Annotated in this window: 13 protein-coding genes and 3 tRNA genes; 7 read left to right on the top strand and 9 right to left on the bottom strand. The window is 63.9% G+C overall.

Annotated features, from left to right (window positions below):
• The 7 genes from GM672_RS09625 to GM672_RS09655 all read right to left on the bottom strand — a co-directional run bounded on the left by GM672_RS09625 (position 1) and on the right by GM672_RS09655 (position 8,923).
• Complete coding sequence (locus tag GM672_RS09625) at positions 1-2,745, bottom strand: cation-transporting P-type ATPase (protein WP_155470327.1); 2,745 nt, start codon at positions 2,743-2,745, stop codon at positions 1-3.
• A gap of 19 nt (positions 2,746-2,764) precedes the next feature.
• Positions 2,765-3,703, bottom strand: coding sequence for a universal stress protein (locus GM672_RS09630; RefSeq protein ID WP_155470311.1), 939 nt, complete (start codon positions 3,701-3,703; stop codon positions 2,765-2,767).
• Between the two features lie 125 nt (positions 3,704-3,828).
• Positions 3,829-5,244: a bifunctional enoyl-CoA hydratase/phosphate acetyltransferase gene (locus GM672_RS09635; protein WP_155470312.1), complete on the bottom strand. Its 1,416-nt coding sequence runs from the start codon at positions 5,242-5,244 to the stop codon at positions 3,829-3,831.
• Between the two features lie 66 nt (positions 5,245-5,310).
• Positions 5,311-6,084 carry an enoyl-ACP reductase FabI gene (gene fabI, locus GM672_RS09640; protein WP_170300000.1) on the bottom strand — a complete coding sequence of 258 codons (774 nt, stop codon included), beginning with the start codon at positions 6,082-6,084 and terminating at the stop codon, positions 5,311-5,313.
• 711 nt (positions 6,085-6,795) lie between these two features.
• On the bottom strand, positions 6,796-7,728 hold the full coding sequence (ttcA, locus tag GM672_RS09645) for a tRNA 2-thiocytidine(32) synthetase TtcA (protein WP_155470314.1): 933 nt from the start codon (positions 7,726-7,728) through the stop codon (positions 6,796-6,798).
• Entirely contained in the window at positions 7,725-8,123 is a 399-nt protein-coding gene (locus GM672_RS09650) for a dihydroneopterin aldolase (RefSeq protein ID WP_155470315.1), read from the bottom strand. The genes ttcA and GM672_RS09650 overlap by 4 nt, the downstream gene beginning before the upstream one ends.
• 29 nt (positions 8,124-8,152) lie before the next feature.
• Positions 8,153-8,923 (bottom strand): SDR family oxidoreductase, encoded by a 771-nt coding sequence (locus GM672_RS09655; RefSeq protein WP_155470316.1) that lies wholly within the window; start codon positions 8,921-8,923, stop codon positions 8,153-8,155.
• A gap of 37 nt (positions 8,924-8,960) precedes the next feature.
• On the opposite strand from GM672_RS09655, the gene GM672_RS09660 reads away from it, so the two are divergent.
• Together GM672_RS09660 and GM672_RS09665 are read left to right on the top strand one after the other, a co-directional pair.
• Positions 8,961-10,109: a class I SAM-dependent methyltransferase gene (locus GM672_RS09660; protein WP_155470317.1), complete on the top strand. Its 1,149-nt coding sequence runs from the start codon at positions 8,961-8,963 to the stop codon at positions 10,107-10,109.
• 115 nt (positions 10,110-10,224) lie between these two features.
• The gene (locus tag GM672_RS09665) at positions 10,225-11,184 is read left to right on the top strand and encodes a J domain-containing protein (RefSeq protein WP_155470318.1); all 960 of its coding nucleotides are present in this window, start codon (positions 10,225-10,227) and stop codon (positions 11,182-11,184) included.
• Between the two features lie 305 nt (positions 11,185-11,489).
• On the opposite strand, the gene GM672_RS09670 is transcribed toward GM672_RS09665, so the two are convergent.
• Entirely contained in the window at positions 11,490-11,981 is a 492-nt protein-coding gene (locus GM672_RS09670) for a chemotaxis protein CheW (protein ID WP_155470319.1), read from the bottom strand.
• 139 nt (positions 11,982-12,120) lie between these two features.
• Between GM672_RS09670 and GM672_RS09675 the strand changes: the two genes are divergently transcribed.
• Positions 12,121-13,671, top strand: a complete 1,551-nt coding sequence (locus GM672_RS09675; RefSeq protein ID WP_155470320.1) for a DUF3369 domain-containing protein — start codon at positions 12,121-12,123, stop codon at positions 13,669-13,671.
• Between the two features lie 110 nt (positions 13,672-13,781).
• Here the strand turns inward: GM672_RS09675 and GM672_RS09680 are convergent, their stop codons facing one another.
• Positions 13,782-17,024 (bottom strand): EAL domain-containing protein, encoded by a 3,243-nt coding sequence (locus GM672_RS09680; protein WP_155470321.1) that lies wholly within the window; start codon positions 17,022-17,024, stop codon positions 13,782-13,784.
• Between the two features lie 317 nt (positions 17,025-17,341).
• Between GM672_RS09680 and GM672_RS09685 the strand changes: the two genes are divergently transcribed.
• From GM672_RS09685 to GM672_RS09700, 4 genes are all read left to right on the top strand, one after another.
• Positions 17,342-17,427 (top strand) — tRNA-Tyr (locus GM672_RS09685).
• A 46-nt stretch (positions 17,428-17,473) separates the two neighbouring features.
• Positions 17,474-17,547: transfer RNA gene (locus GM672_RS09690), tRNA-Gly, on the top strand.
• A 55-nt stretch (positions 17,548-17,602) separates the two neighbouring features.
• Positions 17,603-17,677 (top strand) — tRNA-Thr (locus GM672_RS09695).
• Positions 17,678-17,765: 88 nt separating this feature from the next.
• A partial coding sequence (locus tag GM672_RS09700) for a GTP-binding protein (RefSeq protein ID WP_229417651.1) occupies positions 17,766-17,997 on the top strand: 232 nt, incomplete at its 3' end.

Here is a 17,997-nt window from a genome sequence, read left to right on the forward strand (position 1 = left end):
CTAACTTGTCTCCATGAGTTCGCTTTGTGCTTCCGGCGCCCGATTAATCGCCTGCAAGCGCAATCGGATCTGTTTTTCTACTTCGATGATGGCGAACAGGGCCACGCCGGTCCCCACTACCCAAACGCCATCCAGGAACGGGATGGACACCGTATCGAATACGGATTGCAAAGGCGGAACATACGTGATGCACAATTGCGCTGCCGTAACAATGGCCACCACGATCCAGACGACCTTTGTTCCGCGAACCGCCTTCCACGTCAGTGACGTGCCATAGATATTGCGAATGAAGAAGAGGTGAAAGATCTCCATGACCACAAGCGTGTTGACCGCCATGGTTCGTGCCAGCTCCACCGAATAGCCGCGATTGATGGCATAGGAATAAATCCCATAGACACCGCATAGAAACAGCACGGAGACCAACACCATATGCCACACCAGGGCTGCGCTCAGTAGCGGTTCATTGCGCGCACGCGGTGGCCGACGCATCGTGTTTTCCTCGGTCGGCTCGAAGGCCAGGGCGATGCCCAACGTAATGGCCGTGATAAGGTTTATCCACAATATCTGTACGGGCGTAACCGGCAGCGTCATGCCGAACAAGAGTGCCACGATGATGGTCATGGCTTCGCCGGCATTGGTCGGCAAGGTCCAGCTGATCACTTTCTTGATGTTATCGTACACCGTCCGCCCTTCGCGCACGGCGGCGACGATGGACGCGAAATTGTCATCGGCAAGCACGAGCTCAGCCGCTTCCTTCGCCGCTTCGCTGCCCTTTTTTCCCATCGCAATTCCTGCGTCGGCGCGCTTGAGGGCCGGTGCATCGTTGACGCCATCCCCCGTCATGGCAACAGTCATCCCCTTGGCTTGCAGGGCCATTACCAGGCGCAGCTTATGTTCCGGACTGGTCCGCGCAAAAATATCGCATTTGAATGCTGCTGCTTGAAGCGCGGCGTCGTCCATGCCGTCCAGATCGGTACCGGTCAATACGATATCCGTATTCTGCAGACCAATTTGCCTGCCGATGGCTGCCGCAGTCATGGCATGGTCGCCCGTGATCATCTTGACGCGTATTCCCGCGCCATGGCATTCCGCGACGGCCGTGATCGCCTCCGCCCGCGGCGGGTCGATCATCCCCACCATGCCAAGCAGGACCAGCGAATCTTGCACAGCCCCATGCTCCAGTACCGTGTGTTGCGGCTCGGCCGGTTTTGCCGCGAACGCAAGCAGCCGCTGTCCCATGCATGCCAACATTTCCGCCTTTGCGGTCCAGTACGTTGCGTCGAGAGCCTCCAAATGGCCATCGGCCCCACGCTGCTGCCGGCACATCGACAGTATTTGCTCGGGGGCACCTTTGACGAATACAGTGGCATTGCCGTTGTGATCATGGTTCAGCGTTGCCATGAAACGGTGCCTGGCATCGAAGGGAATCACGTCTGTCCTTGCCCACGTAAGCGATTCCTGCCGGGTGTCCATGCCCAGTTTTCCCGCAAAGGCCAGCAGTGCGCCTTCCATCGGGTCGCCTTCCACCTGCCAGAAGGCGTCTTTCTCAACCAGTGCCGCATCATTGCAGAGTGCCGCTGCGCGGGCGAGCTCTTCCAGCACGACATGCTCGGCCGGTGCGATCCGTGCATCGCCCAGCTTGAGCGACCCATTCGGTTCATAACCCATTCCCTGGAGTGTGAACGTATCCCGGCTTGTCAGCACCGAAACGACCATCATTTCGTTGCGGGTCAATGTGCCCGTTTTGTCTGTACAGATGACGGAGACGGAACCCAGGGTTTCGATGGCGGGAAGGCGCCGTACAATCGCATTGCGCCTGGCCATGGACGAGACACCTGTTGCCAACGTAATGGTCATAACGGCCGGGAGCCCTTCGGGAATGGCCGCCACGGACAGTCCGACCACCGCCATGAAGAAGTCGGAGATATCCCGGTGCCCGGTCACATAACCATACACCAGCAGCAGCGCGGCGATCAGGAGTATCAGGACGGTAAGCCATTTGGCAAACACGCCCATTTGCGTGACCAGGGGTGTCGTCAGCGTCTCGACCTGTGAAAGCAGTCCGCTGATACGCCCGATTTCCGTCTGGCTTCCGGTAGCCACCACCACGCCTCTTCCCTGTCCGCTTGTGACGAGAGTTCCCGAGAATGCCATGCAGGAGCGCTCGCCCACCGGCGCTGCCGAGGCAACCGGCTGCGTATTTTTCTCGACCGGAACCGATTCGCCAGTCAGGATTGCTTCTTGTACCGTCATGCCATAAGCACTTATCAGCCGGAGGTCCGCGGGCACTTTATCGCCTGCCTCGAGCAACACGACGTCGCCAGGTACCAGATTCTCACCCGGGATACTGATGCGTTCACCGCTACGTATCACGTTGGCTTGCGGAGCAAGCATATGCCGGATCGCGTCCATGGCCTTTTCAGCCTTGCCTTCCTGAATGAAGCCAATCGTGGCGTTGGCAAGGACGACCAGCAGTATGACGCCCGTGTCGACCCAATGGCCGAGTGCGGCCGTGGCTACCGCGCAGCCCAGCAGGACATAAATCAGGATGTTATGGAATTGCAGTAGAAAACGAATTGCCGCACTGCGCTTGGCCGCCGCCGGTAGACGGTTGGCGCCATGTTTCTCGAACTGCGCCCTGGCTTGCGCATGGCTGAGCCCGGACATGGAGGTTTGCGCCTGTTCGAAGGTACTGTCGACACTCACCGTGTGCCAGGATGCGCCCCCCAACTGCTGGTTTGTCATGTCCACTGACGCTCCCTTCTCAATATGCTTTTACGGGGGAAACAAAACCATTGGGTTTTGATGCCAGAAGAGAGCATTCCAGCTTTTGTACGATGTCCTCAGCTGTGTTGCCAATCAGGAAGCCCGGGATACCGGTACGGGCCACCGTACCCATCACCAGCAGCGATATATCATTTTCGGCAGTGAACTTCGGAATAAGCTGATCGGCGTGACCGTGCAGGTGGTGCAATCGAAAACTGCTGCCGATCCGGGATTTTTTTATGAGGTTTTCGAGGGCGTCGCGATGGTGATGTTCTGCTTCACCCACTATCCTTTGCAACTCATCGTCTGCGATCTTGATGAACGGACTATTCTTGAGGGAATCCTCGAATTCGTAGTTCCAGCAAGAAACGATATTCAATTCAGCTTTGAAAATAGCGGCAAGCGCGCAAGAAAGCTGAAGCAGCCGAAGCGCAAGGTCGGCACCTTCCAGCGCTGCGCTTTGCGGATCGATTGCGACTGCGATCTTCGGTGTGGCCGGCACTGTCGCGACGGGCCGTTGCAGCCACACGGGGCAGGGGCACTTCCGCAGGAGTTCCATGTCCAGTGACCTGAAACCCCGGTTGTTGTCGTTGGGTTCTATCGCCTTTACGACCAAGTCATGGGCATTTTTCAATACATGACGAATAATGCGTGTGGCCGGCGTGCTGCCACTTTCCAGCTCGACGTGAACAGCGAGGTCGGAGCCGGCGGTTCCGCTGCGTTCGCGGACCGACTCGATCGACGCGTTCACCTGCTGGCGAAGCGATGCCTCATACGTGTCGCGGTACTGTGCCAAGCCATAAGGCAGCTTTGGGCAAACGATCAGTATATTCAGTTCCGCCTCGCTGGCACGGGCGAGAGCAAAGGCCTGTTCAAGGGTGTCGGTTTCGTCCGCCAGGCCGTGACTGATATACAGGATATTTTGAAATTTCCGCATGAGGATCCCTCTGTGAGGTTAGTCGTCAATATTGTGGCTGGCGCCCATGCGCATCATGAAGGGCGCACGCAGGGCCGTCGGAACGGCCATTGTGATGGGGCGGCCCGGTTCGATTTGCCGGCACGTCACGGCGGAAAAGCCCGGTAGTGGTGGGCCAGCATGGTTGCGATGGCGCAGGAGCCGGTCCGCGAGGTGCGGGAATGCGGGGTGGCTGCGAGCACGACAGGCACCTTGGCGCCGAGGACGACGCCGGCACTGGCCGCGTTGCCCATGCATTCCAACTGCTTGGCCAGCATATTGCCGGCTTCCAGATCCGGAACGATCAGCACGTCGGCGTGCCCCGCAACCGGGGAAGTAATGCCCTTCACCCGGGCTGCGGCGATCGATACGGCGTTGTCGAAAGCGAGTGGCCCGTCGAGCAACGCGCCAACGATTTGTCCGCGCTCGGCCATTTTGCATAGCGCTGCCGCATCAAGCGTGGCCTGCATCGCTGGGTTGATTGTCTCGACCGCCGCCAGGATGGCCACGCGCGGCTCCGGTACACCGATCGCATGGGCCAGATCGATGGCGTTTTGCACGATATCTGCCTTGTCTTCAAGCGTGGGCGCGACGTTGACGACCGCATCCGTGATGATGAACGGCCGCGGATAGGTGGGCGTGTGCATCAGGAAGCAGTGGCTCAGGCGGCGCTTGGTGCGCAGGCCGGGTCCTGCCTTCAATATCGCATGAAGCAGCTCATCGACGTGCAGGCTGCCCTGCATCAAGGCATCGACCCGTCCCTCAGCGGCCAGGTCGGCTGCGCGCGCAGCAGCGGCATGACTATGCGGTACATCCTCGATCTCGAGGTCTGACAGATCCAGGCCGGCTTGCATGGCCATGGCCTGGAGCCGGGCCCTTGGCGCCACCAGCAGCGGCTCGATCAGGCCGGCGGCGCGCGCATCGAACACGGCCGTCAAACTGGGTGCATCGCAAGGATGGACGACCGCCATCTTGATTGGACCCAGTGGACGCACCCGATCGAGCAGCTGCTCCAGGCCGCCACCAGCCGACAGGCGTACTTCAGGCAGAGTCGCGCTGGGACGCTCGATCCGTTCCGTCGGTGCCAGCACGGTCGCGACCCCTTCGATGACCGTTATGTCATTTTGATTGGTGCACATGCAATCCAGGGTCAGCAGCTTCCTGTTTTCGTCGCGCGAAACCACCGTGACCTTGATGAGCAAGGTGTCGCCAACTCGTACCGGTGCGCGGAATTTCAGGGTCTGCTTGAGGTAGACCGTTCCCGGTCCGGGCAGGCGGGTGCCCAGCACGGCGGAGATAAGCGCGCCGCCCCACATGCCATGTGCGATCACCCCGTGAAAGCGCGTGGCCGCGGCAAATTGCGCATCGAGGTGCTGGGGATTGAGGTCTCCCGACATTACGGCGAACAGCAAGATATCCTCGGGCGTAAGCGTTCGCTCGATGCTGGCGCATTCGCCGATGATTATCTCGTCGAATGTGCGATTTCGAATCGTCCGGGCCGGGTCGGGGCTGGATGCAGTCATGGCACTCGCGAGGATGGTCGATGCACCAGGTAATCCGCCCTCGGGCGGCGGGCGCCGTTCCAGGCCTTAGCCGAGAATGTGGTAGCCGGCGTCGACATACAAGGTATTGCCCGTCATGGCGCTGGCGCCGTCGCTGGCCAGGAAGGCGCACAGCGCGCCCACTTCCGCGATATCGACCAGGCGCCGCAGTGGCGCACGCCGTGCCGACTGGGCCAGCAACTCCTCGAAGCGCGGGATGCCCGAGGCCGCGCGCGTGGCAAGCGGGCCCGGCGAGACCGCGTTGACACGGATACCTTCTGGGCCAAGTTCGGCAGCCAGGTAGCGGACGCTGGCTTCCAGCGCCGCTTTCACCGGCCCCATCACGCCATAATCGGGAATGACCTCCTCCGCGCCGACATAGCTCATCGTCATCAGGCTGCCGCCATCCGTCATCAGCGGCCTCGCCAATCGGGCCATGCGCGCAAACGAATGACATGAAATGTCCATCGCCCGCAGGAACCCTTCCCGCGAGCTATCGATGACGCGGCCATGCAGGTCGCTTTTTGGTGCGAAGGCAATCGAGTGAAGGAGGAAATCGAGGCGTCCCCAGCGCGCTCCGACAGCATCAAATACCGCCTCGAGCTGGCCTGGTTGTTCCACGTCCAGGCACATTGCCACGGTGGCATCGACCTGGCGTGCCAGGGGCTCGACGTGCACGCGCGCCTTCTCGTTGAACCATGTCACCGCCAGTTCCGCGCCGGCCGCGTGAAACGCCCGTGCGGCGCCCCACGCGATACTACGGTCGTTGGCGATGCCGACAACGAGGCCTTTTTTGCCCTGCAGCGTCAGTGATGGCTTCACGTGAATTCTCGGGTTGACTGCCAGCGCAAAGCGCGTCCAGGCGGGATTTCCTGTTTGCGCGAGGCGCGATCAGCGCTGCGATCGACGCACCGCTATCGCGCGGCGCGGCCTGGCCGGGGATTGTCGCCTGCATGTTGCACTCCTGGCCTATGTCCCAGGGTAGGACGATAATGCAAGAAACCTGGAGGGAGGATTGATCTAAGTCAAAATCGCGTCAGGCGAATTCGAATTAAGACGATGCAGCGCATCAGGCTATGACCGGGGGACAGTCGGTTCGCCCTTGTCAATCAACGCTATCGTGCTGGGGTACCGGCGACCCATGGCGTGTCGACCAGGGCAGCATGCTGCCGAGCGGCGATACTGCCGCGTTCAGCGTCAATCCTTGGCCAGCGCAAAAGCTATGTACAAGGTTCGAGGTGTGCGGGGTGTCGATCGCCTGGCGGGCGGAAGGCATCCAGGTGGTGATGGGCGGGACTGGGGCAGGTGAGCGATGGGCCAGCGAGGCGTCTGGACGTCAATAGGCCTGCACTGCCCCTTAACCTCGTAAAGGCTGTCTTGTCAGAGCCCGCGCGCGCTCCGAATCCTTCGCCGGCGCCAGGCTTGCCGTGATGAACGCTGCAACCGGCATCCGTGTACCGGACGCGCGGGTGGTCCGGGTGCTCTGGATGTTGCCCGAAAAATGGGGTCTGTCCCCATTTTTCGGATGTGCCCTTAGGCGGACTGGACGGGGATGATGCCGGGAATTGTCGCTGGCGTCGAGCAGGGCTCCTCATCGAACGCGATATCGCCCAGCGGGTTGGCGATGCCGTCCGTCTTCAGGTCGGTAAAGCCGAACAGGTTGCGGTCCATCAGGTGCGATGGGATCACGGTGGACAGCGACGAGAACACGCTTTCGACGCGGCCCGGGTGCTTCTTTTCCCAGTCGCGCAGCATGGCCTTGATCTGCTTGCGCTGCAGGTTCTCCTGCGAGCCGCACAGGTCGCACGGGATGATGGGGAAGCCCTTGACCTCGGCGTAGCGGGTCGTGTCTTCTTCCTTCACGTAGGCCAGCGGGCGGATCACCATGTGCTTGCCGTCGTCCGACACCAGCTTGGCCGGCATGCCCTTGAGCTTCCCGCCGAAGAACATATTCAGGAAGAAGGTCTCCAGGATGTCGTCGCGGTGGTGGCCCAGTGCGATCTTGTTCGCGCCCAGCTCGTCGGCAACGCGGTACAGGATGCCGCGGCGCAGGCGCGAGCACAGCGAGCAGGTCGTCTTGCCTTCCGGGATCAGGCGCTTGACGATGCTGTAGGTGTCCTGGTTCTCGATATGGAAGGCCACGCCCAGTTCCGTCAGGTAGGCCGGCAGGATATCGGCCGGGAAGTTCGGCTGCTTCTGGTCCAGGTTGACGGCGACGATGTCGAAATGGATCGGCGCGCGCTCGCGCAGCGTCATCAGGATGTCGAGCAGGGCGTAGCTGTCCTTGCCGCCGGACAGGCACACCATCACCTTGTCGCCGTCCTCGATCATGTTGAAGTCGCCGATGGCCTGGCCCACCAGGCGGCAGAGGCGCTTGTGCAGCTTGTTGTTCTCGTAGGCGATTTTCTCGGCGCTCTTCTCCGCGCCTTTGTCCGCCACGGCGGCGTTGTCGATCACGGCGTTCATACGTCGTCCTTGATGCGGAACACTTCGACGCCGACGCCTTCGCAGTCCGGATACACATCCGGCTTCATCGTCGATACGCGGGCGGCGCGCACGCGCGGGTGGGCCAGCATGGCCTGCACCACGTCGTCGCACAGCGTTTCCTGCAGGTGCACGTGGCCCTGGGCCATGCGGCGCGCGATGGTGTCGCGCATGAAGTCGTAGTCGACCACTTCGTGCAGCTCGTCGGCGGTCGGCGTCGACACGGCCAGCGGGATATACAGGTCGACATTGATCAGGACGCGCTGTTCGCCCTTTTTCTCGAAATCGTGCACGCCGATATTGATCTGCACTTCGTAGTTGCGCAGGAACAGCCGGCGGCAGTCCTGCAGGCGGGGGTGGGTCAGGGCGGACAGCATAATTAACCTTCTATGGAATCGAATATTCTTTACGTCGCGAGGAACATCACGTCGCGCGGCAGCGGCATCAGGTGCTGGCCGCCGTCGACCAGCAGGGTGGTGCCCGTGACGGCACCGGCCGTGGCGGCATACAGCACGGCGGCCACGATATCTTCCGGGGTGCTGGAGCGGCCCAGCGGCGTCTGCGCATGGGCCTTGGCGAAGCCGGCTTCGTCCTGGTCGCCCGAGACGAGCGTGATGCCCGGGGCCACGCCGACCACGCGCACCTTCGGCGCCAGCGCCTGCGCCAGCATCGTCGTGGCCGTGTGCAGCGCTGCCTTGGACAGCGTGTACGACAAAAAATCGGGATTGAGATTGTACAGCTTCTGGTCCAGCAGGTTCACCACGACCCCCTGTCGGCCCGCCGCGGTGTGGTCATGCAGCGACTGCGCCAGCAGCACGGGCGCCCCCACATTGGCGTGCATGTGCCGGTCCAGCCGGGCCAGGGTGAAGTCGGCCGCGCTGTCATAATCGAACAGCGAGGCGTTGTTGACGACACAACGCACCTCGCCCAGCGCGGCGACGGCGGCCGGCAGCAGGGCGTGCACGGCCGCTTCGTCGGCCAGGTCCGCGTGCAGCGCGACGGCGCGCCGGCCCATGGCCTCGACCTGGCCGGCCACTTCCATCGCATCGTCGCGCGAGGTGCCGTAGTGCACGGCCACGTCCCAGCCGGCCCGCGCCATGCCCAGCGCGATGGCGCGGCCGATGCGCCGGCCGGCGCCCGTCACCAGCGCAACGGGCGCGGCGTCAAGATTGCTCATGTTCGATTACTCCAGAAGACGTTGCTACAATGCGCGGATGTCTCTTCCCGCACCTTCCCCGGACGCGCTGGCCGCGTCCCACGCCCTGCAGCACCGCATCGCCGCCGACATCGCGCGGCAGGGCGGCGCCATTTCCTTTGCCAGCTTCATGGAACAGGCCCTGTACGCGCCGGACCTGGGCTATTACACGGGCGGCGCCGCCAAGCTGGGCCAGGACGGCGATTTTACAACCGCGCCGGAGCTCTCGCCCCTGTTCGGCGGCGCGCTTGCCCATGTCGCGGCCGCCATTATCGCCCAAAGCGCGCCCCGCATCCTCGAATTCGGCGCCGGCACGGGCAAGCTGGCGCGCGACATCCTGACCGAACTGGCCAAGCTCGGCGTGACCGTCGACAGCTATGCCATCGTCGAACTGTCGGGCGAATTGCGCGCGCGCCAGCAGGAAGCGCTGCGCGACTTTCCCCAGGTGACGTGGCTGGACGGTTTCCCGGACAGCTTCGACGGCGTCGTCGTCGGCAACGAGGTCCTCGACGCGATGCCCGTGCACCTGGTCAGCAAGACGGCCGCCGGCTGGCGCGAACTGCACGTGACGATCGCCGACGGCCGCTTTGCCTGGCAGCCGGCGGACCTGGACCCGGTGCTGGTCGAACAGCTGGCGCGCCAGATCCCGCATGCGGACGAACTGCCGGAAGGCTATGTGACGGAGCTGCATGGTGTCGCCTGCGGCTTCATGCGCAGCCTGGGCGCGCTGCTGGCCAAGGGGCGCGGCGCCGCCATCCTGCTGGATTACGGCTTCCCGGCCCATGAGTTCTACCTGGAGGACCGCGCCGCCGGCACCCTGATGTGCCACTACCGCCACCACGCACATGCCGACCCGTTCTACCTGCCCGGGCTGCAGGACGTCACGGCCCACGTCGATTTCACGGCGATGGCGCTGGCGGCCCAGGATGCCGGCGCGGACGTGCTGGCCTATATGAGCCAGGCCGCCTTCCTGCTGGGCGCCGGCATCGGCGACCTGCTGCTGCGCACCGACCCGGCCGACACCAAGCGCTACCTGCCGCAATCGAACGCCGTGCACAAGCTGCTGTCGCCGGCCGAGATGGGCGAACTGTTCAAGGTACTGGTGGTGGGCAAGGACATCGATCTGCCGGCGGCACTGGCGGCCAGCGACCGGGCCCACCGGCTGTGACTTCAGGGCGCCGTGGCGCCGTTCGTCACGCTTGCAATGGATGTTATGAGTTCGGCTATTATGGTTGACTTGGCGCGAAACCCCGTCGTGACGCGCAGCTGACAATACTGAGACGATGGGAAAGATACATACACATTATGACAACCTGAAAGTGGCACGCGGCGCGCCACAGGAAGTCGTACGTGCCGCCTACAAGGCGCTGAGCCAGAAATACCATCCGGACAAGAACCCGGGCGACGAGAAGGCGGCCCGGATCATGGCCATCGTCAACACCGCCTACGGCACCCTGGCCGATCCCCAGCGCCGCAAGGAGCACGACGACTGGATCGCCCAGGAAGAATTCGAGGTGGAGTGGCTGGAAAGCACGCGCCAGGACGATCCGCAGCGCGGCAGCGAAGTGCCGGCCCGGGCCTGGCCCGACGCGCCCCGGCCCACGATGCGCCCCGGTGCGCTGCTGCGCAACTGGCGCTTGTGGGTGACGGCCGCCAGCTGCCTGGGTGTCGGCTGGGTGGCCGGCATCATGACCGTGGCCGAACCACGCGAGGTATCGACCGTGCTGGCGGCGGCCTGGGGCGGCAAGCCCGGCGAACTGACGGCCAGCGCGAGCCGGCCGGCGCCACGGGCCGAGCGCCACGCCGACACCGAGGACGGCTGGGGCACCCCTGCGGCGGGGAGCCACGCGGCCGAACCCGAAGCGGCGGAGACACCCCCGATCAAGGTCGTGGCGCTGTCGCACGTGATCCTGCCCGGTGTCAGCCCCGACTGCGAAAACGAAACGCCCGCCCTGGTGGCGCCGAACGGCGAACCGTGGCCGACCCAGTCCGGCTACGTGACGGGTTTCCCCGTCATGAACAAGGGCCAGGACATGCAGCTCACCCTGGACAACAGCGAAAACGCCTTCCCCGTCTTTATCAAGATCTACGACATGGAGCGCCGCTCGAACGTGCGCTACGTGTTCGTGCAGGCCCAGGACAAGCTGGTGGTGGACCAGCTGTCGACGGGGCGGTATGAAATCCGCTACCAGAACATCGATCTGGCAGGAAAGCACCCGTGTTCAAAACGCCAGGCCGGCTGAAACCGCGCAGGGCGTTAGTTGCGCCGGCCTTGCCGTGCTGAAGCCCCAGGCCGGCTAAAACCGCGCAGGGCGTTGTTGCGGCGGGCTTGCCGTGCTGAAGCACTGTCTGCGCCCTTGCGCCTAGCCCCGCGCGGTTTTAGCCAGCCTGGGAACGACTGGGGTTAGTGTTACGTCACCGGGCTTGCCGTTTCACGGCTCGCCCTTTCTGTGCGCTCTCGCGCCCAGCCCTGCGCGGTTTAGCCGGCCTGGCCTGACTGGGTTCAGGTGTTACGGCACCGGGCTTGCCGTTTCACGGCTCGCCCTCCTTACGGATTGATCGGATCGTTCAAGCCCATCTCCGGGCTCGACATCAGCTTGTCGATATCCATCAGGATCAGCATGCGCTCGCCGATCGTGCCCAGGCCGATCATGAATTCCTGCGAGAACGAGGTGCCCAGCTCGGGTGCCGGCTTGATCTGGTCCGCCGTCAGGGTGATGACGTCCGAGACGCTGTCCACCACCATGCCCACGACGCGGCCCTTGATGTTGAGGATGATGACGACCGTGAACTGGTCGTACACGGGCTCGCCCAGGTGGAACTTGATGCGCATGTCGACCACGGGGATGATGATGCCGCGCAGGTTGATGACGCCCTTGATGAATTCCGGAGCATTGGCAATGCGCGTGACCGCCTCGTAGCCGCGGATTTCCTGCACCTTAAGGATGTCGATACCGTATTCCTCGCGGCCCAGCGTAAAGGCGAGGAATTCGCGGCCCGCGCCGTCGCCGTCGCCCTGCTGATCTGGCTTGTCTTGCATGGTGTGCTCCCCCAATGGTCGTTGTTGTCAAAGCGTAGCAGACTCCGGCACTATTTGCGACGCGGCAAGTTTCAATTGTCACCGGCGCCGCTTCTGCCTTATGCTGGCACGAACCCATACGGGACCCGAAGGAGAACGCATGACGGATTCGACTGCCGCCGATGATAACTGGCTGCTGGACGAAGAGGAAGACGGGCACGCACCGTCGACACCTCCGGACCAGCGCCAATGGCGCGTCCTGATCGTCGACGACGACCAGGACGTGCATGCCGTCACGCGGCTGGCCCTGCGCAATGTCGTCTTCAAGGGCCGCGAACTGGAGCTGTTTTCCGCCTACAGCGGCGCCGAGGCCTTCGACATCCTGGCCAGCACACCCGATATCGCCCTGGTGCTGCTGGACGTCGTGATGGAAACGGACGACGCCGGCCTGCGGCTGGCGCGCCGCATCCGCGAGGAGCTGCACAACGCCATCGTGCGCGTCGTGCTGCGCACGGGGCAGCCGGGCCAGGCGCCCGAGCAGAAGGTCATCATCGAGTATGACATCAACGACTACAAGGCCAAGACGGAACTGACGACGCAAAAGCTGTTCACGACGGTGATCTCGGCGCTGCGCGCCTACGAGAGCCTGAACATGCTGGAACGCAGCCGGGCAGGCCTGGGCAAGATCCTGGCCGGTGCCACCAACCTCTACCACATCCACTCGCTGCGGGAGTTCGCTTCGGGCGTGCTGAACCAGGTGTCCGCCATCCTCGACGTCGGTGCCGATGGCGTGCTGTGCCTGATGCAGGCAGGCGATGGGCAGGCCACCGTGGTGGCGGCCACGGGCGACTATGTCGACCTGGCCGAGGCCGAACACCTGCCGCTCGACCATGCGCTGGCGGCCACCATCGCCAAGGCCTTCGCGGAAAAGAAAAGCCAGTTCGACCATCCCGTCAACGTGCTGTACATCCACACGCGGGAAGGGCGTGACGTCGCCATTTCCATCACGCCGCCATGGCCGCTGGCGCAGATCCAGCGCGACCTGCTGGAAGTGTTCTGCGAACGCATCGCCGCCGCCTTCGACAACCTGTACATGTTCGGCCAGCTGCGCAAGGCCCAGGAAGCCACCGTCGTGGCGCTGGCCGACCTGGCCGAATACCGCGACGACGCCATCGGCGGCCACGTGCGCCGGGTGCAGCAATTATCCTGTGCGATCGCCGCGCGGATGGTGGAGCGGGGCGCCTATCCCGACCAGCTGACGCCGCAGTTTCTGGACATGATCGGCCTGGCCAGCATCCTGCATGACGTCGGCAAGGTCGCCACGCCGGACCATATCCTGCTGAAACCGGGTGCCCACACGGCCGAGGAACGCATCCGCATGCAGGCCCACGCCCAGGTCGGGCGCACGGTGCTGGAACGGGCCGCCGGCATGGTCGACGGCGTCAGCTACCTGAGCTACGCCGCCGAGATCGCCGGCGCCCACCATGAGCACTTCGACGGCCACGGCTATCCGGACGGCTTGAAGGGCCAGGCCATTCCCCTGTCGGCCAGGATCGTTGCCGTGGTCGACGTCTACGACTCGCTGATGCACGCCCGCACCTACAACGAAGCGTGGCCGCAGGAAGCGGCCCTGGCCCATGTGCGCGAGCGCAGCGGCACGCAGTTCGATCCGGAAGTGGTGCGGGCGCTGGAAGACATCGCCGCCGGCTGACCCGGCGTATCGGGAGTTTCGGAAAATTCGGAGACTGTCCCCGAAAAATCCGGGACTGTCCCCGAATTTTTGGGGACTGTCCCGGATTTTTCTGAGGCCAGCGGCCTGGCTTATGCGACGGCGCGGGCCGGGGCGGCGGCGAGGGCCTCGAATTCGGCCAGGGTACCGGGCCGGGCGAACAGGTAGCCCTGGGCTTCGTCGCAGTGCTTGCTGCGCAGGAAGCTGGCCTGGGCCTGCGTCTCGACCCCTTCGGCGATGACTTCCAGCCCCAGCGCGTGGGCCAGGCCGATGGTGGCGGCGACGATGACGGCATCGTCCGGGTCCGTCTCGATGTCCTTGACGAAGCCGCGGTCGATCTTGATGCGGTCCAGCTCGAACAGTTTCAGGTAGCTGAGCGACGAGTAGCCCGTGCCGAAGTCGTCGATGGCGACCTTGATGCCGCGGGAGCGCAGCTGCTGCAGCAGGCCGCGGCTGCGTTCCGGGTCCTGCATGGCGGCCGATTCCGTGATTTCCAGTTCCAGCAGGGCCGGGTCGATGCCGGTGCTCGTCAGCAAGCTATCGAGCTGGGCCAGCAGGCCCGTGCCGTGGCATTGCCGCGCCGACAGATTGACGGCCAGGCGCACGTGGCCCAGGCCCATGCCACGCCACCGGTCCAGCAGTTGCACGGCACGTTTCAATACCCAGTCGCCCAGCGGCAGGATCAGGCCGGATTCCTCGGCGATGGGGATGAAGCGGTCCGGCCCCACCAGGCCCAGTTCCGGATGGTGCCAGCGCAGCAGGGCTTCCGCGCCGATGACGCGGCCGCTGTCCAGCTCGATCTGGGCCTGCAGGAACAGCTCGAACTCACCCTGGTCCAGGGCCTGCCACAGGCGGCTTTCCAGCAGCAGGCGCTCATGCGTGGCCGCGTTCATGTCGGCCGAGAAGAACTGGAAGTTGCCCCGTCCGGCCGCCTTGGCCGCGTACATTGCCGTGTCCGCGTGGCGCAGCAGGGTGCTGCTGTCCTCGCCGTCGGTGGGGAACATGGCCACGCCCACGCTGGCGCCGCTGTGCACCGTCACGCCCTGCAACTGGTAGGGCCGGGCCAGCACTTCGACGATGCCGGCGGCCAGGTGGCTGACGGTGTCCGGCGTGGCATTGCCGCCCGTGACGACGATGAATTCGTCGCCGCCCAGGCGGGCGATCGTGTCGACGTCGCGCAGCAGCTCGCGCAGGCGCCCGGCGGCGGCGATCAGCAGCTGGTCGCCGGTCTGGTGGCCGTGCGTGTCGTTGATCTTCTTGAAATGATCCAGGTCGAGGAACAGCACGGCCGCGCTGGCCTGGGTACGGCGGGTGCGCCCCAGCAGCTGGTCCAGCCGCAGGTTCAGCGACAGGCGATTGTCCAGCCCCGTCAAGGGATCGTGGTGGGCCAGCCGGTAGATGCGGTCCTGGGCCCGCTGCCGTTCCGTCAGGTCGTGCAGGATAGCAACGAACAGGTGCTCGCCCGGCAGCTCCACTTCGCTGACGGACACGGCCAGGGGAAAGGACACGCCTTCGCGGCGCCAGCCCGTGGCCTCGTGGGCATGGCTGCCGGCACTGGCGATGCGGCGCAGCAGCACGGCCGGCGTTTCGTTGTGTGCCGCCGGCAGCAGTTGCACCAGCGGCAGGCCGGCCATCTGCTCGGGGTCGTAGCCGAACAGCCGTCCGGCCGCGCCGTTGGCCGACACCAGCACGCCGTAGCTGTCGATGGTGAGGATGGCGTCGGCCGCCTTGTCCAGGATGGCCTGCAGGCGCGCTTCCCGTTCCTGCAGCCGGGCCGTGCTGTCCTCGACGCGGGCCTGGATCTGGGCCCGTTCGCCGCTGGAGAGCAGCAGCAGGCCGCCCAGCAGGCCCGTCAGCAGCAAACCGGCCGCCAGCACGGTCCAGCTTTGCCAGCCCCGCTGGGTGGCGACGTACTCCGCCGTCGGCGACAGGGTCAGCAGGTAATCCCGTCCGCCGAAGTGCAGCGTCTGGCGCAGCACGGCGGCCGGACCGTCCCAGCCCGTGCCGTCCGAGGCGGCCAGGCGCTCCCCGGTGGCGCTGTCGTCCACCGTGGCGACCAGGTGGGGAAAACCGACCTGCTTCAATACGCTGTTCAGGTAGCTCTCCAGTCGCAGCGACAACAGCAGCATGCCCACCGGCTCGCCGCCGTCGGACGGGCGCACCGCCTGCAGCAGCACGATGCCCGGCTTCAGGCCCTTGCTGATCAGTTGCAGCGGCGCGCTGGCGGCCGGCTCGTCGCCCTGCAGCGCCGCGCGCACGGCGGCGGCGCGCGAAGGCTCGGCCAGCATGTCCAGGCCCAGGTAGATGCGGTTGCCGCGCGGCTCGATAAAGGTGGCCACCATATGGGCGGCGCTGGGCGGCACCGGCATCATGTTGCCGTTCGCATCCGGTGCGCGGATGGCGAAGGCGGGGTCGATATGTTCGCGGCCCCAGCGCTCGAAGGCCTCGCGCTCGTCGCCGGCCACGGGGCGAAGCCAGCTCATCGACATCATTTCCGGGTGGCGTGCCAGGTAGCCCTGGGCCACGCGCTGGAAATCCGGCGGCATCATGGCGCGGCCGCGGCCATTGATGGCGCTTGACATGGCAAAGACGAAACGTTCATGTTCCGACATCTTCGCCTGCAGCAGGTCGCCCACCTGCTGCGATTTGAGCTGCACCGTCTGCATCTGCTGGTTCCATTCCCACCGGCGTACATTCAGGAAGATCGTCACGAACAGGGCCATCAGCAGCAGCATCGGCAGGCCCACCAGCCAGCGCCGGCGCCACCACAGCCGCCGCGGCTGGCCGAACAGGATCCACACGAGCGGGGCGGCCAGCAGCATGCCCAGCGTATCGCCCAGCCACCAGGCCAGCCAGTTGGCAGGCAGGTCGCTGCCGGGCAGCACCCCCAGCAGCGACAGGGCGCACAGCGACAGGGTGCTGCTGGTCAACGCCAGGATGGGCGCCAGCATCAGGAAGCGCAGCACATCACGGCCGGAGTCGATGCCCGGATCGATCCAGCGCTGGAAAGCATGCATGGAGACGTAGGCCTGTAATGCCGCCGTGGCCGCCGCCGTGCCGGAGGCAACCAGCCGCGCTGCCAGCCCCAGGTCCGTATGCAGCAGCGGCAAGATCAGCAGGTTCATCAGCAGCGAGCCGGCAGCCACGCCGGGCAGCAGGCGTACGCCGCCGCTGACAAGGGCCGCCAGCGCGATGCCGGCAGGCAGGAACAGCGGGGTGGCCGAGCCCGGGCCGAGGGCCAGTTGCAGGCCGATGCGACCGGTGGCGGCATAGGCCAGCGCGAGCAACAGATTGGCCAGCAGCAGCGTGCGCCAACTGTTCAGTCGAGTGTTCAATCCAAAACTCCAGGTGGTGACGGCAAGTGCGCGGCGCCGGCGTGGGCGACGCACGGCACAGGCAGGTGGGAACGGGCGATTTTATAGCAAGGGATGCAACAAAAGGAACCTGGGAAAAACATAAATGGTCTTGTCAGCCCAGCAAATTCAATGGCCTGAAAGATTTTTGATGAACTCGTAAAACAACCCTTGCAAATTCTCACGGGTAGCCGCTACAATCTCGCCCCGAAGCAGACGGTTAGCAGCACAACACGAGCAAGACTGTGTTAGAGCGTTGACAGTTTAGATTTTATGCTTCATACTCTGCGGTTCCTCGCGGAGGGGTGGCCGAGTGGTTAAAGGCAGCAGACTGTAAATCTGCCCTCTTATGAGTACACTGGTTCGAATCCAGTCCCCTCCACCAAGTTTTTGCAAGGAAACTGAGTGACAGTGTAGTGAAACGGAACCTCGCGGGTGTAGCTCAATGGTAGAGCTGAAGCCTTCCAAGCTTATGACGAGGGTTCGATTCCCTTCACCCGCTCCAGTTTTCGTTGCAATGCGCAGTAAATATCGTACGCCGTAACAATCGCAGTAAATAAGCCCTTGTAGCTCAGTGGTAGAGCACTCCCTTGGTAAGGGAGAGGCCACGTGTTCAATCCACGTCAAGGGCACCAGAATTCGCAGTATCGCTGTATTCTGCAATACATCATCTGACAGTCGGGCGCGTGCCCAGCAATATTTTAAAATTGTTAGGAGTCTAAAATGGCAAAAGAAAAGTTCGAGCGGACTAAGCCGCACGTGAACGTTGGCACCATCGGTCACGTTGACCATGGCAAGACCACCCTGACCGCTGCAATCGCAACCGTTCTGTCGAAGAAATTCGGCGGCGAAGCGAAAGCCTACGACCAGATCGACGCTGCACCGGAAGAAAAAGCCCGCGGCATCACCATCAACACCGCCCACGTCGAGTACGAAACGGCTGCCCGTCACTACG

The sequence above is a fragment of the Pseudoduganella buxea genome, from assembly GCF_009720835.1.
Taxonomy (GTDB): domain Bacteria; phylum Pseudomonadota; class Gammaproteobacteria; order Burkholderiales; family Burkholderiaceae_D; genus Rugamonas; species Rugamonas buxea.